We start from the raw sequence: 26,396 nt of genomic DNA, 5'->3' as shown, positions 1-26,396 counted from the left end.
TACGCCTGACGCAACAGTCACTTCCTGCTTTTCGACGTTCAACAACAACCGGTTACCAATCATCTTGAGGATCAGAGAGCCACGTCTCTCAAAACCATTAAAGGAGAATACCATGTCACGCATTCCTACCCCCGCCACGATTGAGGAGGCGCCCGAAGCCTCACGGCCGATCCTGGAGACCATCCAGAAGCAGATCGGCTCCGTGCCGAATATCTTCCGCCTCGTGTCCAACAGCCCAGCCGCCCTCAACGGCCTCGCCTCGTTGCAGGGTGCGCTCGGCAAGGGCAAGCTTGCACCCGCCACTCGGGAAAGGATCGCCCTGGCTATGGCCGAAGCCAACGGTTGTGACTACTGCCTTTCGGCGCACACCTTCACCGGAGCGAAGTTCGCCAAGCTCGATGAAGCGGAGATCGCTTCGAACCGCCGCGGAACATCGAACGACGCCAAGGCTGCGGCAGCCGTCGAATTCGCCCGCGCCCTGACGACCGCGCGTGGCTCGGTGGCACCAGGGGAAATCGTAAAAGTTCGGGACGCCGGCTACAGCGACGCGGAAATCGTCGAGATCATTGCGCATGTCGCGCTCAATACCTTTACAAACTACGTCAACGAAGCCCTCGATACCGAGATCGATTTCCCGCGTATCGATCGTCTTGCGGCATGACATTCAGGACGGGGTGACACGAGAGCCGTCATCCTTCCCTCCCCCTTACGAAACCTGGAGCCATCACAATGTCCCGTCCCCCGCTTCCCCCTTTCACTGAACAGAGCGCCATCGAAAAGGTCCGCCTTGCGGAAGATGGCTGGAACAGCCGCGATCCTGCCAGGGTAGCGCTCGCCTACACGGTGGATACTCGCTGGCGCAACCGTGCCGAATTCGTAACGAGCCGCGATGAAGCCGAGGCCTTTCTGGGCCGCAAGTGGAACAGGGAACTCGACTACCGCCTGATCAAGGAACTCTGGGCATTCACGGGCAACAGGATCGCGGTGCGCTACGCCTACGAATATCATGATGACAGCGGCCAGTGGTTCCGGGCCTACGGGAACGAGAATTGGGAGTTTGCCGAAGACGGCCTGATGCGGGCGCGTCACGCCAGCATCAACGAACACCCGATCGCTGAAGCCGACCGCAGGTTTCACTGGCCGCTCGGCCGAAGGCCTGACGACCATCCCGGTCTCAGCGACTTCGGCTTTTGAGCCGGGCGTCGGTCCGTTGGCCTCGTCAATGCCGTCGTTCAAACTCAACGAGCGAGTTCGAGTGTCCGTTGAACTCGCTCTTACCGCATCGAGCGGCGACCTGTCGCGGAAGCGCAAGCAGGAAGACGATAGCCGTGCGCTTGGGCTGACGGGTGCGGAAATCGATCTGGCACGCCGTGGCCTGAGCTTCGATCTGAAAATAGCGAGGGCCATAGCGTTTGCGCTCGCGATCAATGAGCACACACGTGCACGTGCAAGCGCCGCTGGCCTTTGTGAGCGAAGCTGCGTCGAAATCGAGCACCTTGCTGCTGCCAACCGACAGGTCGCTGGCAGCTAATCCATGCCGCGGACGGCTTGCGGTCTTGTCGTCCAGGATTCTACTATGGACACCGTATCGAGGGCATGGGGGACCGGATGGATCGTTGGCAGGCAATGCGGATTTTCGTGAAAGTAGCGGAGACCGAAAGTTTCGCAGATACCGCCCGCCAGATGCACATGAGTGCTCCTGCCGTCACACGGTCTGTTGCAGCCCTGGAAGATATCATCGGAGCACGCCTGTTCGTGCGAACGACCCGTTCGGTAAAAATGACCGAGGCGGGTGCCCGGTATTTCGAGGACTGCCGCAAGATTTTGTCAGACATTGCTGAAGCAGAGGCGGCAGCGGGAGGCTCCTACGCTACACCGACAGGCACCCTGTCCGTAACTGCTTCGGTCATGTTCGGGCAGATGTATGTGCTGCCCGTCGTGACGGGCTTTCTGGACGCATTTCCAACCATGAAGGCGCGAACCCTGTTTATCGACCGGCCTGTCAATATTGTCGATGAAGGCATCGATGTCGCTGTCCGCATTGGTCACCTCCCCGACTCCGGCCTCTCCGCCATAAAGGTCGGGAGCGTCAGGCGTGTCGTGTGTGGTTCACCGGCATACTTTGACCGACATGGCATTCCGACAACGCCATCCGACCTCAGGGATCATCGCATCGCGGCGTCCACCAGCGCCTGGGCCTCCCCTGAATGGCGCTTTTCCGACGATTTCCGCGTGACGATAGACGCTGCTCTTCAGTGCAACACCAACGAAGCGGCCATAACCTCCGCACGCGAGGGCTGGGGACTGACGCGCGTGCTGAACTACCAGATAGGCCCTGACCTTATGGCGGGCGACCTTCAGATCGTGCTCAGCGAGTTTGAAGAGCCGCCCCTGCCTATCCACATCATGCATCCAGAGGGTCGGAATGCACCCGCAAAGGTGCGGGCTTTCGTTGACATGGCAGTTGCCCGCCTGCGTGAGAACCGTCTCCTGAACTGATCCGGGCGCAGCGGGCAGATCAAAAACCAATCAGAATCTTGCCAATGGCCTTGCCGCTTTCCTGCAGTTCATGGGCCTCGGCAATCTGATCAAGCCCGAGCGTTACGGCGATCTTGGGAACGTAGGCTCCCGAAGCCGCGCAGGCCGAGACTTCCTCGACAGCATCGCGCATCGCTGTTTCCGGCATCGTATAGACGTAGACGAAACGGAAAGAAAAGCCACCAACGAGCGCCGGAAAGAACGGGATCGAGAGCCTGGCTTGCGGCGATCCCGTGGAGTAAGCCGACACGCCCCCGTCACGCGCAAGGCAGGCGATTGCCGTGTCGATGTTGGCGGAGATGTCCACGTCGACAATACGGTCGACGCCGTGACCATCGGTCGCCGACCTTATTTTCACAGCAACATCACCGGCATGCCTGTTGACGACGAGATCGGCTCCGGCTGCGCGGGCAACGTCTGCCTGTTCGTCGCGGCTCACCGTTGCCGCCACCCACGCCCCTGCCCACTTTGCAAGAAGAATGGCGGCGTTACCGACCGCACCGGCGCCACCGTGCACGAGAACCCGCTTACCTCGCAGGTTTGTATCGGCAAACAGGCATCGATGCGCCGTCATCGCGGGGACGCCGAACGACGCACCGACCCCGAAGGGGACGTTGTCGGCCAGCCTGACTGCCTGCCTCGACGGCACCACGACGAATTCCGCAGCCGTCCCGAACGCCCTCCCCGTCTGGGCCATGTAGACCCACACCCGCTCGCCTATACGTTCCTGCGACACGCCGGGGCCGACACTGTCGATGACGCCCGACCCGTCCTGATGCGGAACGATTCTGGGAAATGGCATGGCCTTACCGCCGAAGCCGACACGCGTCTTGATGTCCGAAGGATTGATGCCCGAGACCACGATCCTGACCCGGACTTCCCCCGCCCCGGGCTGGGGATCGGGAAGCTCTCCAACGGTCAATACTTCTCTCGCAGTTCCTTGCCGTTCGTAGAACGCAGCTCGCATAACACACCTCTCCTAAATGTGGCTTCCATCTGGGCGTGACACAGGCAAACTTGCAAGTAGGCAACAGTTTTGCCTATAGGAATAAAAAGTACACTAATGGAGAACTGAATGGCTGTTGGCCCAAAATGCCCGGTAGAAGTTACCGTCGATGTCACGGGCGGCAAGTGGAAGCCGATGATCATCTATCGTCTACTCGACGGTCCGTACCGGTTTGGAGAGCTGCGCCGCCTGGTCGGCGATCCGAGCCAGCGCTCGCTCACGATGCAGCTCCGCGAACTCGAGGCCGACGGGATCGTGAGCCGCGAGGTCTTCGCCGAGGTCCCTCCGCGCGTCGAATATTCCCTCACCGAATTCGGAAAAACGCTGGCCCCCGTGCTGATGGCGATGCGCGACTGGGGAGTTTCCTTCCAAGGTCGCTGTCAATCCACGAAGGCATGACCGGTCGTCCGCGTCAGGGACCGGGCTTTGCCGCGAAGCGCTGCACGAAGAAGTCGATTAGCACTCTGACCTTCCGGGACACGTGCGATCCTGGCGGACGCACGATGTAAACGCCGATCTCCGGCAGGCCGTAGTCCGACATAATCGGCACAAGGGTCCCTGCGGCAACATAGCTTTCCGCGATCACAACCGGCAGTGCAGCGATGCCCAGTCCGGCTGCCGTCCCTTCGGCAATGCCAAGGGCACTATCCGCCTTGAACCTTCCCTGCGCATTGATGACGATGGTTCGGCTGCCATCGGACACCTTCCAGCTCTCGGTGCCCTGCAGGATCGCCTGATGGTCAAGCAGATCGGAAGGCTTTCGCGGGACGCCATGCTTCCGGAGGTATTCGGGGTTGGCAAACAATCCAGCCGCGAATGCACCGATCTTCCTCGCCGTCAGGTTCGAGTCCTGCAGATAACCGACACGTATCCCGCAATCAAAGCCTTCCGCCACCAGATCGACGTAACGGTCGCTGTAGTGCGCATGGAGCTGCAAGAGCGGATGCTGGCGGGCCAGTTCGGCGAGCGCTGGCGCAAAATGCCGCGGACCGAAGGATGACGGAACGGCGACGCGCAGCCGTCCCCGAAGCTCCCCGGTCGGCGCAATCTCCTCGCGCGCAACCTCCATTTCCAGGCACATGCGCGCGGCATGCTCGCGAAACGACGCTCCAGCCTCCGTCAGCGATGCACCTCGTGTGGTCCGGGCGAGGAGCTGGACGCCCAGCTCGCTCTCTAGACGAACGAGGCGACGGCTGACGATGGATTTCGGCAATCCGAGACGTCGCGCCGCAACCGTGATCCCGCCGCCATCGGCGACCTCAACGAAAGTCTGCATATCTTCGAAGCTGACCATTATTGCGTTCCATTTTCCGTTCCACAGAGTGGCTCATCCTAGAGCTACCGTGCCGTCTATCGCAACGCTAAATTCCACTCATCGAGCGGACCTAAATCCAACCCGACAGCCGCCGACAACGCAAAAAGGAATACGACAATGCATAAGGACGTCTTTACTCCCGAGAATTCCGCCATGCTGCTGATCGACCATCAGATCGGCACGATGGCCTGGACCCACTCCCACGACATCAACCTAGTCAAGCAGAACGCACTCAAGCTCGCCCGGATCGCCAAAGCCGCCAACATCCCGACCATCCTGACGTCCAGCATGGAAGAACAAATCCAGGGGCCGCTGATTCCGGAACTCAAGGAAATCCTGCCCGAGGCGTTCGAAGCCCGCATCAAGCGCCCGGGTATCGTCAACGCCATGCACCACGACGGCTTCAACCAGGCCGTCAAGGCGATCGGCCGCAACAAGCTGTTCGTCGCAGGCGTGACCACGGAAATCTGCGTCACCTTTCCGGTCCTCCAGATGCTTGACGAAGGTTACGAGGTGCAGGTCTCGGCGGACGCATCCGCCTCTTACACCAAATACGGCGACGATATCGCCCTGAGGCGCATGGAAAAGGCAGGCGCAATTATCACCACTGTCGACCAGATCATCTCGGAACTCGCCGTCGACTGGACGAGCCCGCTCGGCCAGAAGCTCGTCGGTATCCTGAACTACCACTGACAGCGCAAGTCGCTGCGTTCGGCGCGGGCGATTGTCGCCCGCGCCCGAGATCGAAGGAAACAGTCCAATGACCATCACCAAAATCCCTGCAGGACGTATGCGCGGCAATATAGGCCAGGGCTTCGGCGTCGAGATCATGTATCCGGGGCTGTCACTGACAACCGACGACAGCGGGATCGGTCCCATCGGCAGGATTGACCGCGCCCAGGTTCAGCCGGGTCATCTCATAGGCATGCATCCGCACAAGGACGACGAAATACTGACCTACATGCGCGGCGGCGAGATGCTGCACCGAGACACCGTCGGAAACGAGAAAAAGCTCGACAAGACACGTTTCATGATGATGAACGCCGGCCATCACTTCCAGCATGAAGAGCTTATGCTTGGGGAAACACCCGTCCGGGCCCTACAGATTTTCCTGCGTCCTAACGCTCAAAATCTTGAGCCAATGGTGCAGTTTCATGATTTCGTCGATGAATTCAGTGACGATAGCTGGAGACTGATTGCAGGGCCACGAAAAGCGCCATTGACGGTAAGATCCGATGTCTGGGTCTTTGACGTGCGCCTCAGCGCAGGCACGACGCTGAGATTGCCAACCCCTGATAACTCCGGGTTGGCTTGCCTGCTCTTTGTCTTCAAGGGGAAAATTCGATTTGGAAACGAGACGGTCTCCGACGGAGAGAGCGTGTTCGTGACCTCGTTCGAACAACATCCAACGGCATTGACCGAGACCGATATCGTCTTGTTCTCGTTCGATACTGACGTCCAGGTATATCGTGGCGGCATGTTCAGCGGCAACCAGAAACGGGGCCGCTGAAGTCGTTCTTCGAGCGGCGCAAACGTGAACCAGGGGCTTTCTCGCGCCAAGTCTCTTCCAACGTTTCGGTGTCACCCACCGATGGTGTTTTTATGCATAGCAAAGGGCACCACTAGGTCGGCACCATCGCCAGCGCCTTCCGTGGCCACCCTCGATGAACGGAAGAGCAGTTCTGGCTAATCGTCGCTACCATCCCAATCTTCATAGCGATCGCTGGTGCGGATCACGAAGACCGTGGCGTCCGAGTGGACACAAAGCGCGTGCCATTGAAAACACGCAACTGAGGAGGGTTTGCTTCAGTGCTTAAGGTTGATCCAGTCTTCGGAAGAAGAACCTTCTTCCCCGGGGACGCAATCGAGATCATGCTGTTTGTGACCTGACCTCCGCAGATTACTCCCGAAAGAGCCACGCGTACCCGGCGAAGTCAGCTTCCGGCCTGTGCAAATTACGGTGCCAACCGTCGCCAAACGCTGCGCGCTGCGGCGCTGAGGCGGGCGCCATCGGCAGTCCGGGCTCAGACACTCCCGCCGCTACGCCCTTGATTCTCCTGAGGTCGCGCCCTAGATGTTTTAGAAAGTCCGGAGGAAACATGCATCAGGTTTTAAGTCAAAAAGCAGAAACTGGCGTCAAGGGACTGGATGATGTTCTTTCCGGTGGCTTTACGCGCAGGCATGTCTTTTTACTTGAGGGCTCTCCAGGGACGGGCAAAACAACGATTGCTTTGCAGTTCCTTATTGAAGGAGAAATACGCGGCGAGCGCTGCCTTTACATCAGCCTGTCGGAAACGGACGAAGAATTGCGCGATTGCGCCAGATCGCATGGCATGGAGATTGGTAGCGGGATCGAGATATTTGAACTCGTCCCCCCGGAAAGCCTTCTCGACGCCGAGCAACAGCAAAGCCTGCTCTACTCCTCAGATCTCGAGTTGGGTGAAACGACAAAACTGATTTTCCAAGCCTTTGAGCGGATCAAACCCCAGCGCGTCGTAATTGATAGCCTCTCTGAAATTCGCCTTCTAGCGCAGAGTTCGTTGCGATACCGCAGACAAATCCTCGCATTGAAACACTTCTTCGCTCGCTCCGATGCAACGGTGCTGCTGCTTGATGACATGACGTCGGAAAATTTTGACAAGACGGTCCATAGCGTAGTCCACGGTGTCATTCATCTCGAACAGCTTGCTCCCGATTACGGCTCCGAGCGGCGTCGGTTGAGAGTGATCAAGTATCGCGGTCAGTCGTTTCGCGGCGGCTATCATGATTTCACTATCAAGACTGGTGGCGTTGCAGTTTTTCCGCGCCTTCGCGCGATTGAGCACAGAACCGAATTCGAACGAACGACCCTGTCGAGCGGTCTTTCCCAATTCGACGGCCTTCTCGGTGGGGGCGTGGAGCGTGGATCAAGCACTCTCCTCATCGGCCCTGCTGGAACCGGAAAGAGCCTGTTTGCTCTGCAGTTCGTCAACGCCGCAGTCGAGCGTGGGGAAAAGGCTGCGGTCTTCATTTTCGATGAGGAACTTGGTCTCCTTTACGCACGCACCAGATCAATGGGTATCGACTTGGAGAAGCTGCAGGCAGATGGGCACGTCCACATCGAGCAACTCGATGCCGCCGAACTATCACCGGGGGAATTTGCACAGCGTGTGCGCGACCGGGTATCAACTTTCGATGCCAAGACAGTGGTGATCGACAGCATCAATGGCTACCAGGCTTCCATGCCGGAAGAGAATGCTCTCATCTTGCACATGCACGAACTGCTACAGTACCTCAACAGGCAGGGAGCCAACACATTCCTGACGGTCGCCCAGCATGGCCTCGTCGGGGACATGAAATCGCCCGTCGATGTCACTTATCTGGCAGATAGCGTCATCCTTCTGAGATATTTCGAGGCGCTCGGAAAAGTGCGTCGCGCCGTATCAGTGATCAAGAAGCGCACAGGCCCTCACGAAGACACGATCCGTGAGTTCAGAATATCCGGCAACGGACTGACCCTCGGAGAACCACTTTCCGACTTCCAGGGCATCCTTCGCGGCGTTCCAAACTTTGTCGGCGATCAACACCCGCTTCTTCCTCTCAACGGGGAGGGTAGCAAGAATTCCTAACGGCGACACACGCGCACTTGTCTATGCTCCGATCGGCCGCGATGCGCAAATTGCAGCGTCACTCCTGAAGGAAGCTGGTGTATCTTCCACCACCGTGGCTGACATTGCGTCGTTTGTCGCAGGTCTGGGGGACAACATCGCCTTCGCTGTGGTGACCGAGGAGGCATTTCGTTCAGCGGACCTGAAAGGGATTTTTGCTTGGATCGCAGCGCAGCCCAGTTGGTCTGATTTGCCATTCATTATCCTGACAAACCGCGGCGGAGGACCTGAACGCAACCCGACTGCGGCGAGGCTCTCTGAGGTTCTGGGAAATGTGAGCTTTGTCGAGCGACCTTTTCATGCGACGACTTTCATAAGTGTTGCCCGGTCGGCCATGCGCGGTCGCCGGCGGCAGTTCGATGCCCAGGCCCGAATGGAAGCACTCGATGAAGGCGAGCGTCGCCTCCAGACGGCCCTTGCCGCCGGCCGGCTTGGCGCGTGGGAGCTCGATCTTGCAACCAATGAACTGACCACTTCGGCAACATGTCGATTAATTTTTGGCCGCGGTCCCGACGAAGAGTTTTCCTATGCGGACCTCTTAGCATCGGTCCATCCTGATGACTTCGAGCGCATGCAGTTGGCTGTTCGAGCAACGATCGAAACGGGCGCCGACTACGCGATAGAATACCGAACGGTCTGGAATGACGGGTCTACCCACTGGGTGGAGATCCGTGCCCAGCTCTACAGGGACCGCACTGGCAAGGCCATCAAGCTTGTTGGCGTATCGGCCGACATAACCTCACGTCTGAAAGCGGAAGAGCATCAACGGCAGTTGAATGAGGTTCTGGAAGAGCGCGTCGCGGAGCGAACGCGTGAACTGGAAGAAGCATATGCTACTGTCATGGAAGAGGTAAGCCAGCGAGAACGAGCTGAGCAACACTTGCGCCAGTCCCAGAAGATGGAAGCGATCGGCCAACTCACCGGCGGCGTGGCGCACGATTTCAACAACCTCCTGATGGCCGTCCTCGGTAATCTTGAGTTGCTGCGAAAGTGCGTTGGCAATGACGCAAGGGCAATCCGCCTCATCGAGGGTGCCCAACAGGGCGCAAAACGTGGCGCTTCCCTCACCCAGCGGCTTCTCGCTTTCTCGCGCAGGCAGGACCTACGCATTGACCCGGTCGATATGCGAGCGCTGGTTACCGGAATGGAAGACCTTCTGAAAAGGTCCGTCGGCTCGACCGTGGTGATCAAAACTGACGTGCCAGATCACCTTCCTCTGGTCTCGGCCGACGCCAACCAGGTCGAGCTCGCGCTCCTCAATCTCGTTGTCAATGCCCGTGATGCCATGCCTGACGGAGGCGAGATCGTTATCGGGCTGGACCATGTCCATCAGAACGTCCAGGCCGGTGAGCTTGCGGCAGGCAATTACGTCGCCCTCTCGGTCGTCGACCAGGGCCACGGAATGGATCGTGACACACTGCAAAAGGCTATCGAGCCGTTTTTTTCGACCAAGGAACTTGGAAAAGGCACCGGACTTGGTCTTTCCATGATCCATGGCCTGGCGTCCCAGTTGAAAGGCGACCTCAAGCTGACAAGCGAACTGGGTAAGGGCACAAGGGCGGAACTGTGGATCCCAATCTCGACATCCGAAATCACAAATGACTCCGCAGCGATTGAGGTCTCGGCTGGCCCGACCGCGAGCGCATCAGGACCGAAACGAATACTGCTGGTGGATGACGACCCTCTCATAGCGATGAGCTCAGCCGATATGCTGATGGACCTCGGTCACGATGTCGTTGAAGCGCATTCGGGGAAAGAGGCACTGGAACAGCTGGGAGACGGAACCGGCTTTGACCTCCTGATCACCGACTATTCAATGCCTGGTATGACCGGCGGAGATCTGGCAATTGCAGTGCGCCATATTGTCCCAAAGCTTCCGATACTCATCGCCTCGGGCTATGCAGAACTGCCGCCTGGAGTTGATCTTGACGTTTCCCGGCTCGGCAAGCCTTATACGCAGGATCAGCTTGAGCGGGAGCTTCATAAGCTGTTCAACGATCCAATCCTGACAGGCCACGTTGTCAGGAATGGACAGTAATATGAGGATGGTGGCGCAAGCGGTTTAACTTACCGACCAAATATCGGTGAGAATGCGTTTAACGGGCTTCGGTCATGAGCACACAAGCGTGAAGTAGACCGAGCCTACGTATTCCATACTGGCTGGCGGTTATGTTCTGCCGCGAAAGAAGCGGAACACATGTCCGCACCAAACTCAGAAGTCATATCAGAAGAATTCTCTTGTGCACCCGGAGGCTTCCACAAATCTCCTCAAGCACAGGCTTGGACTATCCAGGACCAGTCATCTTTCTAACACCCGGCAATGAATCAGTGTCCCTTCCTATGACTGACTCAACATCCCTAGTTTGCAGGATCACGAGAAATCGGTGACAAAGAAGACGGCCGCGCCAATTCCCGCTGCAAGCAACGTCGCTCCGGAAAGGGGAAGCCAAAATCGACTGGGTCCGGCGACCATTGCCAGTGAAAGGCGTCCAGCCCCGTTTGCGACTATTGCCATGAGGATAGCCTCTCCTACCTGACCTGTCGAAATGATAGCACCATCGAGGCGAATTGCACTCAGCACGGCAACATCGACATCGAACACGCCAGACAGAGCAGAACTCGCAAGAACACTGACTGACCCAAATCGCTCGACCAAGGCCGCGCTGAGCGTTGAAACAACCGCGAAACCTGCAGCAAATATCAGCAACTGCATAAGGTCAAAAGGATTGCGGGGGAGCGAGCTCTCGTCGGCCTTCTGCGCGTGCCCGAACGAAAGCAATAGCAAACCGCACAGGCCAAATGCCAACGCTGCAGCAATCGCCGATGGCGCAATTATCTTTAGCAAATCAGGTTTCAGCAGAGCGACTACGATGCAGACACGGATAATCGAGACCATTGCTGCAAGCGAAGCCCCGCCCGCCAGTGGAAAGGCATTCATCACACCATGTGCGCTTTTCGCCAAGGCGACGGTGACCGATGTCGATGAGATAATGCCGCCCGACAGTCCAGTGATAAGGGTACCCTTCGTCGGTCCAAGCATGCGGACAGCAATGTAGCCGAGATAGGACAGTGCGGCCGTCAGGACGGTGAACAGCCAAACCTCGTGAGGATTTAATCCACCCCACGGATCAATGGTCCGGTTCGGCAGCAGCGGCAGTACGATTGTGGTCATCCCAGCCAGGAGGACCGCCGACCTGACTTCAGGCCATGTCAACCGCTTCAGCAGAGAATGGAGGATTTCCCTGCTGGCCAGAAGCCCTGCCAAAGCTGCTCCACCAGCGGCGGCCACTTTGTAATCACCGACAACAGCGAGTGCACCCAATGCGAAGACACACAGCGCCGCAATTACGACCGTGACGCTGAAATCTTCGTCCTGACTCGCCTTCCAAAACTGGAACCAGCCGACTAATGCACCCATCACTGCAAATCCAATCACAAGCATCCAGGGAGCCCCAGAGAGTTGTGAGAGAGCTGCGATCACAGCGCCGAGCAGTCCCGTGATTGAGAACGTTCTTATGCCGGCAACACGCTTGCCTTCCAGTTCGTCGCGTTCACGCCAGCCCCGTTCCAACCCGACCAGCAGCCCTATGGCGATAGCGACGCCAAACCTAAGCATCAGCTCTGTCATGTCATCACCTGTCCGGTCATCTGTGTTGCAGCCAACTGAAAGCCTCGCAGCTACCCCAACCTTAAACACAGATGCCAGTTTCCTGCATGACTTTCTCGCGTTGTTCTTGCATCACGTTACAGCCATTGGGCACCCTAGAAACCTTGTCCCTCATGAACGCTGGTACCCGTCTTGATCGCAAGCGTGCCATCAGCGAAAAACCTGTCAATGTCGAGCGAAGCTTCCTCAGAAGTGCCGAATTAACATTCCCCACTTCACGAGTGGCCACCAATCTCGCCTTAGTTCGCTCGACGAGGTTTAGCGCCTTCATAGAAATCGAACCGTCGGGCTGCAGTCCCTTCACACACGCAGCGCATCAATGACGGCGCGCAGGCCGGCCGACAGGTATTTCCGCGTCGGGTAATAGAGATACAGCCAGTCCTCGGGCGCACTCCAGGATGCCAGGCATTCGACCAGGCTGCCGCTCTGGACATAGGAACGCGCGCGCTCTTCCCAGACGTAAGCCAGCCCCACGCCCGAAAGTGCCGCCTCGACCATCAGTTCATGGTCATCGAGCGACAGAGATCCGGTCGGCTCGAATTCGATGATCTTGCCAGCGCGGCTGAACTCCCAAGGGTAGGGTTTGCCGCTTGGATAAATATTGCGGATGCAGACATGGCCACGCAGATCATCCGGGGTTTTAGGAAGCGGATAACGTTCGAAATAGCTTGTTGAGCCCACGACGGCAAACCGAAGCCGCGGTTTGATCTTCACAGCCGTCATGCCATCGCGCAGACTTTCTCCAAGACGGATGCCGGCATCGAACCCCTCCTCCACAATGTCGACAAGCCGGTCGGTAGCGACGATTTCCAGCTGAAGCCCGGGATTTTCTGCAATCAGAGGACCGATGACTGACCGGAATACGAACGGTGCGACCGAATTGGGCGCATTGATGCGAACCTTGCCAAAAGGCGTATCGCGAAACTGGTTGAGGGCATCGAGCGCCGAGCCGATCTCGCCGAAGGCGGGCGACAGTTGCGCAAGCAACATTGCCCCGGCATCAGTCAGCGACACGCTGCGGGTCGTTCGATTGAGCAGACGAATGCCGACGCGTGCCTCGAGATTACCCACCGCATGGCTGATCGCCGAGGCCGTCACCCCGCGCTCTTCACCGGCACGGCGAAAGTTGCGGTGACGGGCGACCGCATCGAAGGCCGCGAGTTCAGAGAGATCCGTACTGCGCATTGTCAAATCTCACTCATCATTGAGAGGAAAATTATCTCTCTAATCCTGATCATTGAAAAGGTCCAGATTTCTCCTCGCAAACCGGCGCTTGTGCCGAACCACACAGGAGATAGGACAATGGCCGACTTCATTCCTCCCGCCCACAACACTGCATCACCCTTTGCCGACATGCGCGGTCATCACGTTGCCGTCCGCACGCCGGACCTCGAAACCGCAAAGCGCTGGTATGTCGAGAAACTCGACTTCCGTGTCGTTGCCGAATGGGACTACGCCGACGAACAATTGGCCTATCTCGCACCCGCGACTGACGACCATTTCTATGTGGAAATCCTGGGTGGCGGCGATCCGGCGCCGGCGGAGGTCCGCCCTTATACCGATCTCGGCGATAGCCTCAAATATGCCGGCTACCACCATTTCTGCCTGAATGTCGCAAGCGTCGACGCCACTGTCGAGGAATTGCGGGCGCGCGGCGTCACCATCGTGACCGAGCCGTTCGAGCTTTTGGCAATCAGCCGCCGCCTCGCCTTCTTCTGCGATCCCTTCGGCAATCTGATCGAGCTGGCGGAAGTCCTGCCGTGACCCTTTCTCACCCGGCTGGCCGTCACGGCATCGCGATGGCCAGCACATCAGGAGAATATCCCATGACGAACTCCATCATGATTATCGGCGCCGGCCCCGGCATCGGGCAGGCTGTTGCGGAGAAATTCGGACGGGAAGGCTGGCATGTCGTGCTCACCGCTCGCAATGCCGCTCGTCTCACCGGTCTGTCCAGAACCCTTTCCGGGCAAGGTCTCCACGTCTCGATTTTGCAAGCAGATGCGACCGACCCGATCGCACTGCGCAAGGCGGTCGCCAAGGGCGACCGGATCACCGGCGGGCTGACGGCGGTCCTTTTCAATGCCGCGTTCGTGCGTGAACAGGATCTGTTCAGCATGCGCGACGATGAGGTCACGGCCGACCTCGCCACCAATGTCGCTGCCGGCCTTCACACGATCCGGGCATCCGTTGAGTTGTTCGGTGCCCGCGGCGGTACGATTCTGGTCACAGGTGGCGGCCTCGCCGTCTCACCCCATGCCGGCTATGCCAGTCTCGGCCTTGGCAAGGCGGCCCTTAGAAATGTCGTCGAAGGTCTGGCCGGCCCTCTCGCCGAACGCGGCATCCGCATCGCGGTGGCGACAATCGCCACACTCGTCGGCCCCGGATCGACAGAGGCGAGAGAGGCAGCCGACATAATCTGGACGCTGGCAACGGACCCGACCGCAGGGTGGGAAGCCGTTTACCCCGCAGACGCCTTCAAGGGAGACTGACATGACCGAAACACTGACTTTGATTGCCAGGCTGACGGCCAAGCCGGACTGTGCCGCGACGCTTGGCGAAGCGTTGCAGGCTCTGGTCTCACCGACCCGCGCCGAGGGGGGATCGATCGACTATCACCTGCACCGCGACAACCATGATCCCAGCGTCTGGATTTTCTATGAGAACTGGCGATCGCGCGCTGATCTCGATGCGCATTTTGAGCAGCCCTACACCAAAGCCGTCATGGCGCGCTTTCCGGAGCTGCTGGCCCGCGACATAGAATTGACATTCTGCACCATGACATCGCCGCGCCCTTGAGCCCCCGGCCCAACGCTTTCCCCATCAATCCAGCATCAAGGAACACCCTCATGAAAATCTGGTTCATCACCGGCGCCTCGCGCGGCTTTGGCGCCCTCGTCACCACACGCGCTCTTGCACAGGGCGACGCCGTCGTCGCTACCGCCCGCAATCCCAAAGCGATCACCGATCGGTTCGGCGAGCATCCCAACCTGCTTCCGGTCGTCCTCGATGTGACCGACGACAGACAGGCAACCACAGCGGTCAAAGCCGGGATCGAGCGCTTCGGCCGCATCGATATCCTGCTCAACAATGCTGGGTTCGGATTGATGGGTGCCGTCGAAGAAGCAACCGTGGCTGAGGTCGAGGCTGTATACCGCACCAACGTCTTTGGTCTCCTCAACGTGACCCGCGCCGTCCTGCCCTTTATGCGCCGGGCCCGTTCCGGCCGCATCCTGAATATCTCGTCGATCGGCGGCTATCGCGGCGCAGCAGGTTTCGGGGTTTACTCCTCGACCAAATTCGCCGTCGAGGGGCTGAGCGAAGCCCTGCATGACGAACTGGCGCCGCTTGGCATCCATGTCACCGTCATCGAGCCGGGTTATTTCCGCACGGATTTCCTCGACAGTTCGTCCTTGTCGGTGAGCGGCAATATCATTGGCGACTACGAAGCGACGGCTGGCAAGGTCCGCACGATTGCGGCCGGACTCAGCCACAACCAGCCGGGCAACCCTCAAAAACTGGCAGAGGTCCTGATCGCCTTCGCTGACGCCCCCAATCCGCCGGTCCGCCTCCCGCTCGGTAGTGATACCGTCGCAGCGATCGAAAAGAAGCATGCACAGGACAACGCCATTCTCTCCGAATGGGGCACCGTCTCGGTCTCGACCGACTTCCCCGTTGACTCATAACGACGTGGGTCTGATTAATTTCATCCGATGGGAGGTCGCTTTCAGGCCTCCCATTGAGATCCCATCAGGGGTGAGTAGCGGCCTGCACCATGGCAGAGTGAGGTCGCTAGAAAACTCTCTGGAGGCCAATCATGCCGATAACAGCAGATCAAACTCAATCGCAGATCACTACTCCCGTCGATCTTGGCGCAATATTCGTCTCGTTGGAATTGAGTAAATCGACCTGGCTGGTGACAACTCTGTCCCCTGGCAGCGAGAAGATGTCTCGCCACTCCGTTACTGGAGGGGATATTGCCGGCTTGTTTGCATGCTTTGCAGCGCTTCGTCAGAAAGCCACTCGGCGAAAGAACATAGTTTACCCACTGGTGGTGATCCAGGAGGCCGGGCTGGATGGCTTCTGGCTGGGACGAGTGCTCAGCAAGGAGGCTTGGATCGAGAGCCACATTGTAGAAGCCGCATCAATTGCCATGCCGCGCCGGCATCGCCGGGCGAAGACCGACCGTATCGACGGTGAAACGCTGATCCGCGCATTGATGGCATGGAAACGTGGCGAACCTCGCGCGTGCTCAATGGTCAAACTTCTCTCACCCGAGGAAGACGACAATCGACGGATTGGACGGGAGCGGAAAACTCTGATTGCGGAACGTGTCTTCCACGTCAACCGCATAAAGGGGCTGCTCTTCACGCAAGGAATTCGGGATTACCAACCTGTCAACCGAGATCGCCGCCAACGCCTGGAAGAACTTCGGACTGGCGATGGTCGGCCACTCTCAAAGCATTTGAAAGGGGAAATCTGCAGAGAACTCGATCGCCTCGAATTGTTGCTCACACAAATCAAGGCTGTTGAAGCCGAGCGAGATGCCTTGATTGTTCAGGAGACGCCGGAAACGCCGAAAGAGGCGGCAGCGCTTTTAGGCATTAAAGGAATAGGCCCAGAGTTCGCTACGGTACTTTACACGGAAGGCTTGTTCCGACACTTCGACAATCGGCGGCAAATCGCATCCTATGCGGGCCTTGCGCCCTCCCCTTGGCAAAGCGGCAACGTCAATCGTGAACAAGGGGTCTCGAAAGCGGGAAATCCGCGATTGCGGGCAACGATGGTCGAACTCGCCTGGCTATGGCTGCGACACCAACCGAAATCGACTTTAACGCTATGGTTTAAGGAACGCATCGCTCGGAACGCCGGCCGTTTAAAGACGCCGATGATCGTTGCGCTCGCGCGTAAGCTGCTCGTGGCTCTCTGGAAGTATGTGAGCTCCGGCGTCGTCATCGAAGGTGCCATCATGAAAACCGCCTGAAAGACAAACTGCTGCGAAACACAGTTTCTAATCCTCAGGGCCTGATCAGCCCTGACGGATCCAGGTGAACGGACCGGGTATCCTTTTGGCTTCAAACGCCGACCTTGAGTTTGGTCCCGTTCTCCTGAGCCCGTGCCCGTCGAAAGCGGGATAATGGTGCAGCCGCGTGAGAGCGGCGACCGGATGTGAGGTTGTATAGGCCCGAGAACCGGGCCGGTAATTGCTATGGGCTCAGACCGTGGATCCGCCTACGAAGGAGAAATTCGATGCCACTCGAATGAACAATTGACAAAAATCCTGATGTGAAAGGATACGAACCGTCTGAGCGCGAGCGCCGTCGTCGCGACGCTGAACAGCATCATCGCGCGTACGATAATAATGATCACACGGGTAGGCCTGGCGCAACATGCAAACCTCCAGCCGGTGTTGGGTCGGGTCAGCAGGTGGACGGGCACGCCGATTGTCGCCACCGGGATCGGCATGATGCTGATCCTCATCTTCTCAACCGCCATACCGCCGTAGGGGCCGGCGAACTGACCTCGTGAGACACACTGGCTCCGTTTGCAACTGTAAATTTGGTGCTGATCTGCATCAAGTGGCTAGAGCTTGTCTCGCCTGCCGAGGTCTTAGTCTGCCCCAACTGCATATCCTATGCTGTCCTTGCAGCGAGCCTCATGATCTTGGTGGTGGACGGTCTTTCCTTGTCTTGACGTCGATCAAGTCCCGCATGAGGTCAGATGATACGGTGTCTCTCGTGTTCCTTCAAGAGGGTCACATGAGGGAGGACTTGCGATGCTTGAATACAGAATCTTGGCACGGCGGATTGATCCCAGCGAGAGCGTGGCGCGCACAGAGAATGCAGATATCAGGCTTGCTACCGGACTGACCGGCCCGGTCGACGCCTTCAATCCGGCCGAACTGTTGCTGGCGTCGATTGCAGCCTGCATGATCAAGGGGATCGAGCGCGTCCTGCCCCTCCTCGATTTCTCTCTCGATGGTGTCGAAGTGATGCTTCATGCCGTCCGGCAGGATGATCTGCCGCGTATCTTCTCCATCGACTACGAACTCTTGGTCGATACCGAGGAGAGCGAACAGCGGCTCGAACTCCTGCACAAGAACGTCCGCAAATACGGTACGATCTCCAACACCATCGCTCTCGCAGCTCGCCTTGATGGCGTCATCCGGAGGGCCTTATGAGGAGCCTTCACAGCGAAACGCATCTCGTTTCCCGGATAGGATGGCTGCGAGCGGCCGTTCTCGGCGCCAATGACGGCATCGTGTCGACCGCAAGCCTGATCGTCGGGGTGGCAGCCTCTGCGGCGGGGAGTTCCGAGATTCTGATCGCCGGCATCGCAGGACTTGTGGCAGGGGCCATGTCGATGGCGGCGGGCGAATATGTCTCGGTAAGCTCCCAGGCGGACACCGAGCAGGCCGATCTCAACCGCGAACGACTGGAGCTTGAGAGCCAACCCAATCTGGAGCGAGAAGAATTGGCGCAACTTTATGCCAGACGCGGTGTCGATATCGATCTGGCCAGAAGGGTGGCCGAGCAGTTGATGCAGAAGGATGCGCTTGAGGCGCATGCCCGCGAAGAACTCGGCATCTCCGAGATCACCACTGCGAGACCGATCGTGGCTGCCCTGACATCGGCGCTGACCTTTGCTGTCGGTGCCACGATGCCGCTCGCAATGGTGTGGCTGGCGCCGGCAGACCAACTTGTCTGGCTCGTCTCGGCTGCTTCGCTGTTGTTTCTCGCGCTGCTTGGAGCCATCGGCGCCAAGGCTGGCGGGGCAGACGTGATGAAAGCCACAATCCGGGTCACCTTCTGGGGTGCCTTTGCCATGGCGCTGACGGCAGGCATTAGCGCGCTGGTGGGCACCGCCGTCTAGGAGGTGCGCGACCCTCAGAGGATATACTCCGGTGTGGGTCCAACACCGGCAACAAGATCGGCATGCTCCGGTCGCCAGGGAGTGAGATCATGGCCTATACACTCGATAAGACAATCAAAGGCATGCCATTTGACGCTGTGGTCGCAGCCACGAGGGAGGCCCTGTCGACCAAAGGATTCGGTGTGCTAACCGAAATCGATGTGCGAGCGACAATGAAGAAGAAGCTCGACGTCGATGTAGCTGACTATCTCATTCTCGGCGCCTGCAATCCGATGATGGCGCTTGAGGCGATGAAGATGGAGCCCAGGGTCGGCGCCATGCTGCCCTGCAATGTGATCGTGCGATCGCTGGAGGAAGGGACCATCATGGTCAGCGCCATCGATCCCGTCGCCTCGATGCAAGCGATCGACAATCCCCACCTCAAGACGGTCGCTGGCCAGGTGAGGTGTCTGCTGCAAGACGCCGTCGCCGCGATCTGAGGCATTGGTTCCCCTGCACTGTCGCAGGCTGCCTGAGCGGGTCTTGATTGCGCCCGGCTTGTGGCGGTGTCTCCGATTTCGCGCTCAGGTCTCCAGGGCACGCCAGATGTTGCGGATGATTGCACAGCGTGGCTTGTCTTCTGCCGCCAAACGCAGCTCGGCCTGGAGGTCCTGGCTCGTTTTGTGTGAGACAAATGACCAGTCCCCAAACGATCCGAACGATCACCAGCGCAACAACGAGGTCAGGGTAGAATCCCAAATGGCCAAAAGCTGTTTCGATCGCGTTTGCAAAAAAATGGCCGGCGGTCGTCACGACTATCCCCCAGACCAAAGCAATGACCAGATTGATAGTGAAAAAACCAAAGGGGGACACACCGGAAAGACGGGTGATGACAGCACTTACCATCCGAAAGCCGAATATGAAACGGAATGAAAAGATGAGAGCGTCAGGGTGAGCGACCAAAAGTGCCTTCACTTGCTCGGCGTGAGGCGCATGCATTGCTCGGTTCCCGAATGGAAACGATTGGCGTAACGACCAGCATAAAACAGGGTCTGGTAACCTATCCACGAACCGCAACTGCAGCGGCCGCAACTTCCTAATAAGGCATCATGCCTTGACATTGCACTTGATAAGGACGCTGCGCTCATTTGGGAAAAGCTAATGGCGCAAGGAAAGGCAGTGGGCAGCCCGCGAAGCGGGTTGGACACAATCGTGGCTGCCATTGCTCAATCCAATAGCTGCTTGTTCACCAATAATGAGCGAGATTTTTACATGATCGAAACCATCAATCCTCGTCGAGGAAAGGCACGCTGAAAGACTTGGAAGATCTAGTGCCTCGAGTTCGCTTCCTCAGAACAGCTCAACTCATTGAACAGCCTTCCTTTTGGATCGACCGCGACGCAGCCTACCAAATGCTTCTCGTCGCCGAACTTGCAATTGCGCTACCCATAACCGCCACCGTCCGGTCTCTTGCCCAGATAATTCTTATTCCGAAATGAAATACCCGGTCTCGAATATAATCGGGATATCCGTTTCGCGCGCGCGGAGCCTGGCAAAATATTGCCGCTTGCTTCCTCCCCATTTGATAACTTATGTTGGCAATGTTCTCAGGGCGGGGTGTAATTCCCCACCGGCGGTATCGGGATATTCCCGGAGCCCGCGAGCGCTTCCGGTCTCCAAAGCCGGAAGGTCAGCAGATCCGGTGAGAGGCCGGAGCCGACGGTATAGTCCGGATGGAAGAGGACAAGGCAAAAGACGCCCGCATGCAGCGGGCTTCGCATTGCATTGTTCGCCCAAGGGATATTTGGCGCTTCTTGAAGCGCGAAAATGCCGCAAAACGGCATAACCCTTGAAAGGCTTGAAAGAAAATGACCATTGCTAAAATTGAAGACGCAATCGAAGCCATATCCCGTGGCGAGATGGTAATTGTCGTTGACGACGAAGACCGCGAAAACGAAGGCGATATCATCGCCGCGTCCGACAGCATAACCCCGCAGCAGATCGCATTCATGATGAACCATGCGCGCGGGCTGATCTGCGTCGCCATGCCGGGAGAGCGCCTCGACGCGCTCGACATTCCGCTGATGGTGTCGCGCAATACCGAATCCCTTAAGACAGCCTTCACCGTCTCCGTGGACTATATTCCCGGCACCACGACAGGCATTTCCGCTGCCGACCGGGCAAAGACCGTGCGTGCGCTGGTGTCGGAAGGCTCGCGTCCCGAAGACTTCGCCCGCCCCGGCCATATCTTCCCGCTACGCGCCAACCCTGAAGGCGTGCTCGGCCGCACCGGCCACACGGAAGCCGCCGTCGATCTGTGCCGCCTGGCCGGCAAGTACCCCTGCGGCACCATCTGCGAAGTCGCCAATGACGACGGCACCATGGCCCGCCTGCCCCAGCTCGAAATCTTCGCCGAACGCCACGGTCTGCTCGTCGTGACGATCAAGGACCTCGTTGCCTATCTGAAGGGCGAGGTTGTCGAGGAAGTGGCGCAGAAGCAGGTTGCCTAGTCTTCACGCGCCTGTGCGGTGAATAAAAAACGCCCGGCGAAAGCCGGGCGTAAAATCAAAAGGCAGACCACCTTACCTCTTGCACGTGGTCATCAATTCGGGCGGCGCTGCCGCGCAAACCCTACCAGCAGCAGAACCCGCCATCTACCAAAAGGTCCACGCCCGTCACGAAGCTCGCCGCATCTGACAGCAGGAAGATTGCCGGGCCGACCATTTCATCGACGCCCGCCATGCGCTGCATCGGGGTCTGCTCTTCGAACAGTTTCGTCTGGTGCACCATTTCCGGCCGCGTGTTCATCGGCGTCGCGGTGTAACCCGGCGAGATGGTGTTGACGCGGATGCCGCGCCCCACCCATTCCATCGCCATGGATTTGGACATGTGGATGACGCCAGCCTTCGATGCATTGTAGTGGCACTGCATCAGGCCGCGATTGACGATGACGCCGGACATGGAGGCAATGTTGACGATTGCGCCGCGACCGTTCTTCAGCATGGCATTGGCTTGCGCCTGGCAGGAGAGGAACACACCCTTCAGGTTGATGTCCATCATCGTCTGGAACTGGCTTTCCTCCATTTCCTCGGCAGGATTGGCGTTGGCGATGCCGGCGGCATTGACGGCAAGCGAGAGAGCACCGAGTTCGGCCTGCGTGCGTGCTACCGCTTCGCTCAGCGCCTGCTTGCTGGTAACATCGGCGGCGATCTGGATCGACTTGCGACCAGCCCTGGCAATGAAATCGGCCGTCTGCGCCAGGCCGTCATCGGTGCGGCGGTCAAGCAGCGCGACATCGGCACCGGACTGGGCAAGCCCCATGGCGATCCGCTGGCCGATGCCGGAACCGGCACCGGTGACGAACGCCACCTGGCCGGAAAGATCGAAAAGTTTCGGCGCGTTGAGCGTGATGGTGGACATCTCTATTTCCTTCTTCAGATGGTTGCCAGTTCCATGACCGAGACGTCGTTGGCCTCGTCGCGATTGAGGATTCCGGCCTGTTTTCCCTGTGCAAGAACGAGGATACGGTTTGAAACGCCCAGCACCTCTTCGAGATCGGAACTGACGACGATGACGGCAACGCCGCTTTTGGCCAGACCGACGATAATATCGTAAATGCCAGCCCGCGCGCCGACATCGATGCCGCGCGTCGGCTCGTCCAGCACAACCACGCGCGGGTTACGTGCAAGCCATTTGGCGATGACGACCTTCTGCTGGTTGCCGCCGGACAGATCCGAGGCAGGCTGTTCGCTGCGGCCCTTCACGCCGAATTTGGCAATTGCCTCCTTCGTAAAACCACGCTTGATGCTAGGCGTTATCCAGCCGGTGCCGACACGGTCGAGATTGGCGTAGATCAGGTTCTCACCGATCTCATGCTCGACAACCAGCCCTTGAAGCTTGCGGTCTTCCGGCACCATGACGATGCCCTTCGCAATCGCATCCGCCGGGCTTTTCAGCGTCAGTACCTGTCCATCGAGCAAAACCTCGCCCGCACTGGTCGGATCGGCACCGGAAATGGCACGCACCAGTTCGGTACGCCCCGCGCCGATCAGCCCGGCAATTCCAAGAATTTCGCCTGCACGGACGCCGAAACTGATGTCGCGGAAAGAATTGCCCGTGCCAGTCAGCCCCTTGACCTCCAGCACCGTTTTTTCCTGCGGTTCGGGCAGCGCCGGGAACAGGCGTTCCAACGACCGGCCAACCATGCTTTCGACGATGGTGCGCACCGGTGTCGCGCTGTCTTCAAATTCATGCACCCGCTCACCGTCGCGCAGCACGACGATGCGGTCGGTGATCTGCTTGATCTCTTCCATGCGGTGGGAAATATAGATGATGCCTACGCCCTCTGCGCGCAGCTTGCGAACCTGCTCGAACAGGGCCTGGGTTTCCGCACCGCCAAGGGCCGCCGTCGGCTCGTCGAGGATCAGCAGCTTGGCATCGAGCGCCAGCGCCTTGGCGATTTCGATCAGCTGCTGGTTCGCGGTCGAAAGGCCCGAAACCTTGCGGGTTGCAGGAATATGCAGATTGAGCCGCGCCAGCTGCTGCTGCGCCCTTCGCACCATTTCGGCGCGGTCGACGATGCCGTTCTTCATCGGCCAGCGGCCGATAAAGACGTTTTCAGCGATGGAGAGCTCCGGCAGAAGCTTCAGCTCCTGATGGATGAGTACAATGCCCTTGTCTATCGCCTCACGCGGCGAAGCGGGTGTATAGGGCTGGCCAAGCCAGGTCATCTTTCCTTCGGACGGCTCGCGGGAACCGGCGATGATGCCTGACAGGGTGGACTTGCCCGCCCCGTTTTCACCCAGCAACGCCACGACTTCACCCGGATAGACGTCGAGATCGACGCTTTTCAGAACCTCGAGCGGGCCGTAACGTTTGCTGATGCCACGGAGCGAAAGAACCGGCTCGCGCATGACGGGACCTCCTGGGAAACACGCGTGGCAGCGATGCGCCACGGCTTTGCGTCCGAATTGCCTGAAAACGAACAGATGACGCCCCCGCGCATCCGGATGGAGTGCGCGGGGGCGGATGCATCAGGGATGATTGGCAATGAAGCCGTCGACGTTTTCCTTCGTCGTCAGCGTCGCCTCGGAGAGTTGCACGGCCGGAACCTTCTCGCCGCCGACGATCTTGACGGCCATCTCGACAGCCGTGCGGCCCATCTTCTGGGTCTGCTGCGTCGCTGTCACGTCAAAGACGCCGTTCTTCAGCGCCTCAAGCGCTGCCGTGTCGCCATCGAAGCCGCCAACGACGATCTTCTGCGAGGGGTTGGCGACCTTGATCGCCTGTGCCGCGCCGAGCGCCAGACCGTCTGCCTGGGCAAAGACGATGGAAACATCAGGATTGGCCTGCAGCATGTTCTGCATGATCTGGAAGCCTTCATCCTGGCTCCACATGTTGGACCACTGTTCGGCAACGATCTTCACGCCGGAATTGGCCTTGACCGATTCCATGCAGCCCTTGGTGCGGTCGACTTCCGGTGTCGTTCCCTTCTGGCCATGAATGATGACCATCTTGCCCGAGCCGCTTGCCTGCTTGATGATGTAGTCGCAGACCGACTTGGCGGAAGCGACGGAATCGGTGGCGAGGAAGGTATCGCCCGGTGCGCCGTCGGCATTGCGGTCGATGTTGATGACGGGCACACCGGCCGCCTTGGCAAGCTTGACCGGAACGGTCGCCGCAGCGGCACCAGCCGGAATATAGATCAGCGCGTCGATGTTCTGCGTCAGGAGATCCTGGATCTGGTTGACCTGCGTCGGACCGTCGCCCTTGGCATCGACGGTGACAACGGTGATACCGCGCGTCTTGGCTTCGGCTTCGACGGCCTGCTTGATCTGGTTGAAGAAGTTCGCCTGAAGATTGGCAACGGCAAGGCCGATCTTCTTGACTTCGGCGGCGCTGGCCGAACCGAGCGACAGGGCGAGAAGGGCGGCGGATGTCAGCAGAATGCGTGAAAATTTCATGATTATTCCTCCATTTGTTGATTTTTGACCTTCGGGCAGATCAAACCTCCTCCCCTTCGGCCGCTTTTCACGCCTCCCATACCGGGAGGGTCGTCTATTGCGCGGACGGCTCATCGCCCTCCGCAGGCAAATTCAGCTTCTGCGCCGGCGCAATGTTTCAGCGCCCACGGCCAGCACGATAACCACACCGATGATGACCTGTTGCAGAAAGGGAGAAACATTGAGCAGGTTGAGGCCGTTGCGCAGCACACCGATGATGAGCACGCCGATCAGCGTTCCGCCGATGCCGCCGGCACCGCCCGAAAGCGAGGTCCCGCCGATGACGACAGCCGCAATCGTATCCAGCTCGTAGCCAAAACCGCTGGAGGGCTGCACCGAGTCGAGACGGGCTGCAAGAACGATACCCGCAAGACCGGCAAGAACCGCACAGGCAACATAGACGCAGATCGTCACCAGGGCGACGTTGATGCCGGCAAGTCGCGCCACTTCCGGGTTGCCGCCAACCGCATAGACGGTGCGGCCTTCGGAGCGGAAGCGCAGGAAAAGAAACGATACCAGAACAACGACCAGCATCAGCAGCACGGTCGCCGTCAGCACGCCGAAATGGCGGTCGATGGCCAGCATCATGAACCAGTCAGGAAAACCGACGATCTGCTGACCGTCCGTGATCATATTGGCAAGGCCGCGCGCCACCGACATCATTGCAAGCGTCGCGATGAAGGCCGGAACCCGGAAGGCGGTGACGAGAACGCCGACGACAAGGCCGCAGGCTGCGGATGCGATGAGCGCCAGCATGATGGCCATGCCCATGGGCATGCCCGCGACATTGGCTGTCCAGCCCATGATCATCATAGACAGCGCCAGCACCGAACCGACGGACAGATCGATGCCGCCGAGCAGAATGACGAAGGTCATGCCAACGGCCATGATGCCGAGCACGGTGATCTGGTCGAGGATGTTGAGACCGTTTCGAAGCGACAGAAAATTTTCGCTGGTGAAGGTCAGGAAGACACACAGCAGCAGCAGGCCCAAAAGAGGTCCGGTCGCACCGCTTAGCCAGGCAAGCGGGCTTCTGGTGTGCGTAACCCCCTCATTGCGTTCAAGCACGGACATGGCTCCTCCAAGTGGCTATCTTGCATTTTTTAAACCGATTAGAATAATTATTCATGCTCGGTGAAACATGCATAAGCCAGTTGAGAGAAACTTGTCAATAGGCTTGGAGGGCGGGACGGGCCTTGCGGGTGATGGGATGGCTTCACACCTGCGCCTCTCATCCCGTTCCGGTGCGCATCGCGGGAATCCTGCGCAAGCGCGCCTGCGTGGCAAGGAGAGCCCTTTCAGCCAAAGGACTTAGGCTGAGCAGGTTCCTTTTACGGACCGAGGAATGAGGCGGGGAGGCGCGCTTCAT

The 26,396-nt window shown here is 58.7% G+C and carries 27 protein-coding genes and 1 riboswitch; of the genes, 19 read left to right on the top strand and 8 right to left on the bottom strand.

The genetic code is table 11. The annotated features are described in order from the left end of the window. The first annotated feature begins 112 nt into the window (after positions 1–112). From J5276_RS27600 to J5276_RS27585, 4 genes are all read left to right on the top strand, one after another. A complete protein-coding gene (locus J5276_RS27600; protein WP_025591651.1) occupies positions 113–661 on the top strand; it encodes a carboxymuconolactone decarboxylase family protein in 549 nt (182 codons plus the stop codon). Positions 662–729: 68 nt separating this feature from the next. Beyond that, the gene (locus J5276_RS27595; RefSeq protein ID WP_003517037.1) at positions 730–1,194 is read left to right on the top strand and encodes a DUF1348 family protein; all 465 of its coding nucleotides are present in this window, start codon (positions 730–732) and stop codon (positions 1,192–1,194) included. A gap of 61 nt (positions 1,195–1,255) precedes the next feature. Then, the gene (locus J5276_RS27590; RefSeq protein ID WP_065687678.1) at positions 1,256–1,531 is read left to right on the top strand and encodes a hypothetical protein; all 276 of its coding nucleotides are present in this window, start codon (positions 1,256–1,258) and stop codon (positions 1,529–1,531) included. A 77-nt stretch (positions 1,532–1,608) separates the two neighbouring features. Beyond that, positions 1,609–2,499 carry a LysR family transcriptional regulator gene (locus J5276_RS27585; RefSeq protein ID WP_003517041.1) on the top strand — a complete coding sequence of 297 codons (891 nt, stop codon included), beginning with the start codon at positions 1,609–1,611 and terminating at the stop codon, positions 2,497–2,499. 19 nt (positions 2,500–2,518) lie between these two features. On the opposite strand, the gene J5276_RS27580 is transcribed toward J5276_RS27585, so the two are convergent. Next, the gene (locus tag J5276_RS27580; protein ID WP_013637530.1) at positions 2,519–3,505 is read right to left on the bottom strand and encodes an NADPH:quinone reductase; all 987 of its coding nucleotides are present in this window, start codon (positions 3,503–3,505) and stop codon (positions 2,519–2,521) included. 108 nt (positions 3,506–3,613) lie between these two features. Between J5276_RS27580 and J5276_RS27575 the strand changes: the two genes are divergently transcribed. After that, complete coding sequence (locus tag J5276_RS27575) at positions 3,614–3,943, top strand: helix-turn-helix domain-containing protein (RefSeq protein ID WP_003517048.1); 330 nt, start codon at positions 3,614–3,616, stop codon at positions 3,941–3,943. Positions 3,944–3,956: 13 nt separating this feature from the next. On the opposite strand, the gene J5276_RS27570 is transcribed toward J5276_RS27575, so the two are convergent. Next, entirely contained in the window at positions 3,957–4,838 is an 882-nt protein-coding gene (locus J5276_RS27570; protein WP_013637529.1) for a LysR family transcriptional regulator, read from the bottom strand. Between the two features lie 138 nt (positions 4,839–4,976). Here J5276_RS27570 and J5276_RS27565 point away from each other — a divergent pair, with 138 nt between their 5' ends. The 4 genes from J5276_RS27565 to J5276_RS27550 all read left to right on the top strand — a co-directional run bounded on the left by J5276_RS27565 (position 4,977) and on the right by J5276_RS27550 (position 10,544). Further along, positions 4,977–5,552 (top strand): isochorismatase family protein, encoded by a 576-nt coding sequence (locus J5276_RS27565; protein ID WP_003517050.1) that lies wholly within the window; start codon positions 4,977–4,979, stop codon positions 5,550–5,552. Between the two features lie 67 nt (positions 5,553–5,619). Beyond that, complete coding sequence (locus J5276_RS27560) at positions 5,620–6,369, top strand: pirin family protein (RefSeq protein ID WP_003517051.1); 750 nt, start codon at positions 5,620–5,622, stop codon at positions 6,367–6,369. Between the two features lie 589 nt (positions 6,370–6,958). After that, positions 6,959–8,467, top strand: coding sequence for an ATPase domain-containing protein (locus tag J5276_RS27555; protein ID WP_003517052.1), 1,509 nt, complete (start codon positions 6,959–6,961; stop codon positions 8,465–8,467). Positions 8,468–8,561: 94 nt separating this feature from the next. Continuing rightward, positions 8,562–10,544, top strand: a complete 1,983-nt coding sequence (locus J5276_RS27550) for a hybrid sensor histidine kinase/response regulator (RefSeq protein WP_255610426.1) — start codon at positions 8,562–8,564, stop codon at positions 10,542–10,544. 333 nt (positions 10,545–10,877) lie between these two features. Here the strand turns inward: J5276_RS27550 and J5276_RS27545 are convergent, their stop codons facing one another. Both J5276_RS27545 and J5276_RS27540 read right to left on the bottom strand, forming a co-directional pair. Next, positions 10,878–12,134 carry an MgtC/SapB family protein gene (locus tag J5276_RS27545; protein WP_209159971.1) on the bottom strand — a complete coding sequence of 419 codons (1,257 nt, stop codon included), beginning with the start codon at positions 12,132–12,134 and terminating at the stop codon, positions 10,878–10,880. A gap of 339 nt (positions 12,135–12,473) precedes the next feature. Then, the gene (locus tag J5276_RS27540) at positions 12,474–13,358 is read right to left on the bottom strand and encodes a LysR family transcriptional regulator (RefSeq protein ID WP_003517057.1); all 885 of its coding nucleotides are present in this window, start codon (positions 13,356–13,358) and stop codon (positions 12,474–12,476) included. Between the two features lie 117 nt (positions 13,359–13,475). Here J5276_RS27540 and J5276_RS27535 point away from each other — a divergent pair, with 117 nt between their 5' ends. The 10 genes from J5276_RS27535 to ribB all read left to right on the top strand — a co-directional run bounded on the left by J5276_RS27535 (position 13,476) and on the right by ribB (position 21,535). Then, the gene (locus tag J5276_RS27535; protein ID WP_013637024.1) at positions 13,476–13,937 is read left to right on the top strand and encodes a VOC family protein; all 462 of its coding nucleotides are present in this window, start codon (positions 13,476–13,478) and stop codon (positions 13,935–13,937) included. A gap of 62 nt (positions 13,938–13,999) precedes the next feature. Continuing rightward, positions 14,000–14,665: an SDR family oxidoreductase gene (locus J5276_RS27530; protein WP_174046671.1), complete on the top strand. Its 666-nt coding sequence runs from the start codon at positions 14,000–14,002 to the stop codon at positions 14,663–14,665. Between the two features lies 1 nt (position 14,666). Further along, complete coding sequence (locus J5276_RS27525) at positions 14,667–14,972, top strand: putative quinol monooxygenase (protein ID WP_174046673.1); 306 nt, start codon at positions 14,667–14,669, stop codon at positions 14,970–14,972. A gap of 50 nt (positions 14,973–15,022) precedes the next feature. Then, positions 15,023–15,859 carry an oxidoreductase gene (locus J5276_RS27520; RefSeq protein ID WP_113292212.1) on the top strand — a complete coding sequence of 279 codons (837 nt, stop codon included), beginning with the start codon at positions 15,023–15,025 and terminating at the stop codon, positions 15,857–15,859. A 131-nt stretch (positions 15,860–15,990) separates the two neighbouring features. Beyond that, entirely contained in the window at positions 15,991–17,157 is a 1,167-nt protein-coding gene (locus tag J5276_RS27515; protein WP_025591801.1) for an IS110 family transposase, read from the top strand. Between the two features lie 792 nt (positions 17,158–17,949). Then, complete coding sequence (locus tag J5276_RS27510; RefSeq protein ID WP_113292211.1) at positions 17,950–18,354, top strand: OsmC family protein; 405 nt, start codon at positions 17,950–17,952, stop codon at positions 18,352–18,354. Next, entirely contained in the window at positions 18,351–19,046 is a 696-nt protein-coding gene (locus tag J5276_RS27505) for a VIT family protein (RefSeq protein ID WP_209159961.1), read from the top strand. Before J5276_RS27510 ends, J5276_RS27505 begins: the two co-directional genes overlap by 4 nt. Before the next feature lie 89 nt (positions 19,047–19,135). Next, positions 19,136–19,525, top strand: a complete 390-nt coding sequence (locus J5276_RS27500; protein WP_112191867.1) for a DUF302 domain-containing protein — start codon at positions 19,136–19,138, stop codon at positions 19,523–19,525. A 106-nt stretch (positions 19,526–19,631) separates the two neighbouring features. Then, positions 19,632–19,958 carry a hypothetical protein gene (locus J5276_RS27495; RefSeq protein WP_152025778.1) on the top strand — a complete coding sequence of 109 codons (327 nt, stop codon included), beginning with the start codon at positions 19,632–19,634 and terminating at the stop codon, positions 19,956–19,958. 666 nt (positions 19,959–20,624) lie between these two features. Next, positions 20,625–20,774: riboswitch (FMN riboswitch) on the top strand. Between the two features lie 119 nt (positions 20,775–20,893). Next, entirely contained in the window at positions 20,894–21,535 is a 642-nt protein-coding gene (gene ribB, locus J5276_RS27490; protein ID WP_035200834.1) for a 3,4-dihydroxy-2-butanone-4-phosphate synthase, read from the top strand. Between the two features lie 121 nt (positions 21,536–21,656). On the opposite strand, the gene J5276_RS27485 is transcribed toward ribB, so the two are convergent. The 4 genes from J5276_RS27485 to J5276_RS27470 all read right to left on the bottom strand — a co-directional run bounded on the left by J5276_RS27485 (position 21,657) and on the right by J5276_RS27470 (position 26,101). Next, positions 21,657–22,445, bottom strand: coding sequence for an SDR family oxidoreductase (locus tag J5276_RS27485; protein WP_003517081.1), 789 nt, complete (start codon positions 22,443–22,445; stop codon positions 21,657–21,659). 14 nt (positions 22,446–22,459) lie between these two features. Next, positions 22,460–23,938, bottom strand: a complete 1,479-nt coding sequence (locus tag J5276_RS27480) for a sugar ABC transporter ATP-binding protein (RefSeq protein ID WP_035200836.1) — start codon at positions 23,936–23,938, stop codon at positions 22,460–22,462. Positions 23,939–24,058: 120 nt separating this feature from the next. Continuing rightward, on the bottom strand, positions 24,059–24,988 hold the full coding sequence (locus J5276_RS27475) for a sugar ABC transporter substrate-binding protein (RefSeq protein ID WP_035200837.1): 930 nt from the start codon (positions 24,986–24,988) through the stop codon (positions 24,059–24,061). A gap of 132 nt (positions 24,989–25,120) precedes the next feature. Then, positions 25,121–26,101, bottom strand: a complete 981-nt coding sequence (locus J5276_RS27470) for an ABC transporter permease (protein WP_003517084.1) — start codon at positions 26,099–26,101, stop codon at positions 25,121–25,123. Positions 26,102–26,396: the final 295 nt, after the last annotated feature.

This window comes from Agrobacterium sp. S7/73, from assembly GCF_019355535.1.
GTDB classification, from domain to species: Bacteria; Pseudomonadota; Alphaproteobacteria; order Rhizobiales; family Rhizobiaceae; genus Agrobacterium; species Agrobacterium tumefaciens.
Note: the sequence above shows the minus strand (reverse complement) of the source record. Positions and strands in the feature narration are given on the sequence as shown.

What these genes read in the sequence shown, in the direction of transcription:
- J5276_RS27530 (WP_174046671.1), top strand. Translation starts at nt 14,000, where the DNA reads ATGACGAACTCCATCATGATTATCGGCGCCGGCCCCGGCATCGGGCAG.
- J5276_RS27540 (WP_003517057.1), bottom strand. Translation starts at nt 13,358, where the DNA reads ATGCGCAGTACGGATCTCTCTGAACTCGCGGCCTTCGATGCGGTCGCC.
- J5276_RS27570 (WP_013637529.1), bottom strand. Translation starts at nt 4,838, where the DNA reads ATGGTCAGCTTCGAAGATATGCAGACTTTCGTTGAGGTCGCCGATGGC.
- J5276_RS27535 (WP_013637024.1), top strand. Translation starts at nt 13,476, where the DNA reads ATGGCCGACTTCATTCCTCCCGCCCACAACACTGCATCACCCTTTGCC.
- J5276_RS27505 (WP_209159961.1), top strand. Translation starts at nt 18,351, where the DNA reads ATGAGGAGCCTTCACAGCGAAACGCATCTCGTTTCCCGGATAGGATGG.
- J5276_RS27495 (WP_152025778.1), top strand. Translation starts at nt 19,632, where the DNA reads ATGTTGCGGATGATTGCACAGCGTGGCTTGTCTTCTGCCGCCAAACGC.
- J5276_RS27600 (WP_025591651.1), top strand. Translation starts at nt 113, where the DNA reads ATGTCACGCATTCCTACCCCCGCCACGATTGAGGAGGCGCCCGAAGCC.
- J5276_RS27565 (WP_003517050.1), top strand. Translation starts at nt 4,977, where the DNA reads ATGCATAAGGACGTCTTTACTCCCGAGAATTCCGCCATGCTGCTGATC.
- J5276_RS27475 (WP_035200837.1), bottom strand. Translation starts at nt 24,988, where the DNA reads ATGAAATTTTCACGCATTCTGCTGACATCCGCCGCCCTTCTCGCCCTG.
- J5276_RS27575 (WP_003517048.1), top strand. Translation starts at nt 3,614, where the DNA reads ATGGCTGTTGGCCCAAAATGCCCGGTAGAAGTTACCGTCGATGTCACG.
- J5276_RS27555 (WP_003517052.1), top strand. Translation starts at nt 6,959, where the DNA reads ATGCATCAGGTTTTAAGTCAAAAAGCAGAAACTGGCGTCAAGGGACTG.
- J5276_RS27470 (WP_003517084.1), bottom strand. Translation starts at nt 26,101, where the DNA reads ATGTCCGTGCTTGAACGCAATGAGGGGGTTACGCACACCAGAAGCCCG.
- J5276_RS27500 (WP_112191867.1), top strand. Translation starts at nt 19,136, where the DNA reads ATGGCCTATACACTCGATAAGACAATCAAAGGCATGCCATTTGACGCT.
- J5276_RS27485 (WP_003517081.1), bottom strand. Translation starts at nt 22,445, where the DNA reads ATGTCCACCATCACGCTCAACGCGCCGAAACTTTTCGATCTTTCCGGC.
- J5276_RS27545 (WP_209159971.1), bottom strand. Translation starts at nt 12,134, where the DNA reads ATGACAGAGCTGATGCTTAGGTTTGGCGTCGCTATCGCCATAGGGCTG.
- J5276_RS27585 (WP_003517041.1), top strand. Translation starts at nt 1,609, where the DNA reads ATGGATCGTTGGCAGGCAATGCGGATTTTCGTGAAAGTAGCGGAGACC.
- J5276_RS27525 (WP_174046673.1), top strand. Translation starts at nt 14,667, where the DNA reads ATGACCGAAACACTGACTTTGATTGCCAGGCTGACGGCCAAGCCGGAC.
- ribB (WP_035200834.1), top strand. Translation starts at nt 20,894, where the DNA reads ATGACCATTGCTAAAATTGAAGACGCAATCGAAGCCATATCCCGTGGC.
- J5276_RS27510 (WP_113292211.1), top strand. Translation starts at nt 17,950, where the DNA reads ATGCTTGAATACAGAATCTTGGCACGGCGGATTGATCCCAGCGAGAGC.
- J5276_RS27560 (WP_003517051.1), top strand. Translation starts at nt 5,620, where the DNA reads ATGACCATCACCAAAATCCCTGCAGGACGTATGCGCGGCAATATAGGC.
- J5276_RS27595 (WP_003517037.1), top strand. Translation starts at nt 730, where the DNA reads ATGTCCCGTCCCCCGCTTCCCCCTTTCACTGAACAGAGCGCCATCGAA.
- J5276_RS27480 (WP_035200836.1), bottom strand. Translation starts at nt 23,938, where the DNA reads ATGCGCGAGCCGGTTCTTTCGCTCCGTGGCATCAGCAAACGTTACGGC.
- J5276_RS27520 (WP_113292212.1), top strand. Translation starts at nt 15,023, where the DNA reads ATGAAAATCTGGTTCATCACCGGCGCCTCGCGCGGCTTTGGCGCCCTC.
- J5276_RS27580 (WP_013637530.1), bottom strand. Translation starts at nt 3,505, where the DNA reads ATGCGAGCTGCGTTCTACGAACGGCAAGGAACTGCGAGAGAAGTATTG.
- J5276_RS27515 (WP_025591801.1), top strand. Translation starts at nt 15,991, where the DNA reads ATGCCGATAACAGCAGATCAAACTCAATCGCAGATCACTACTCCCGTC.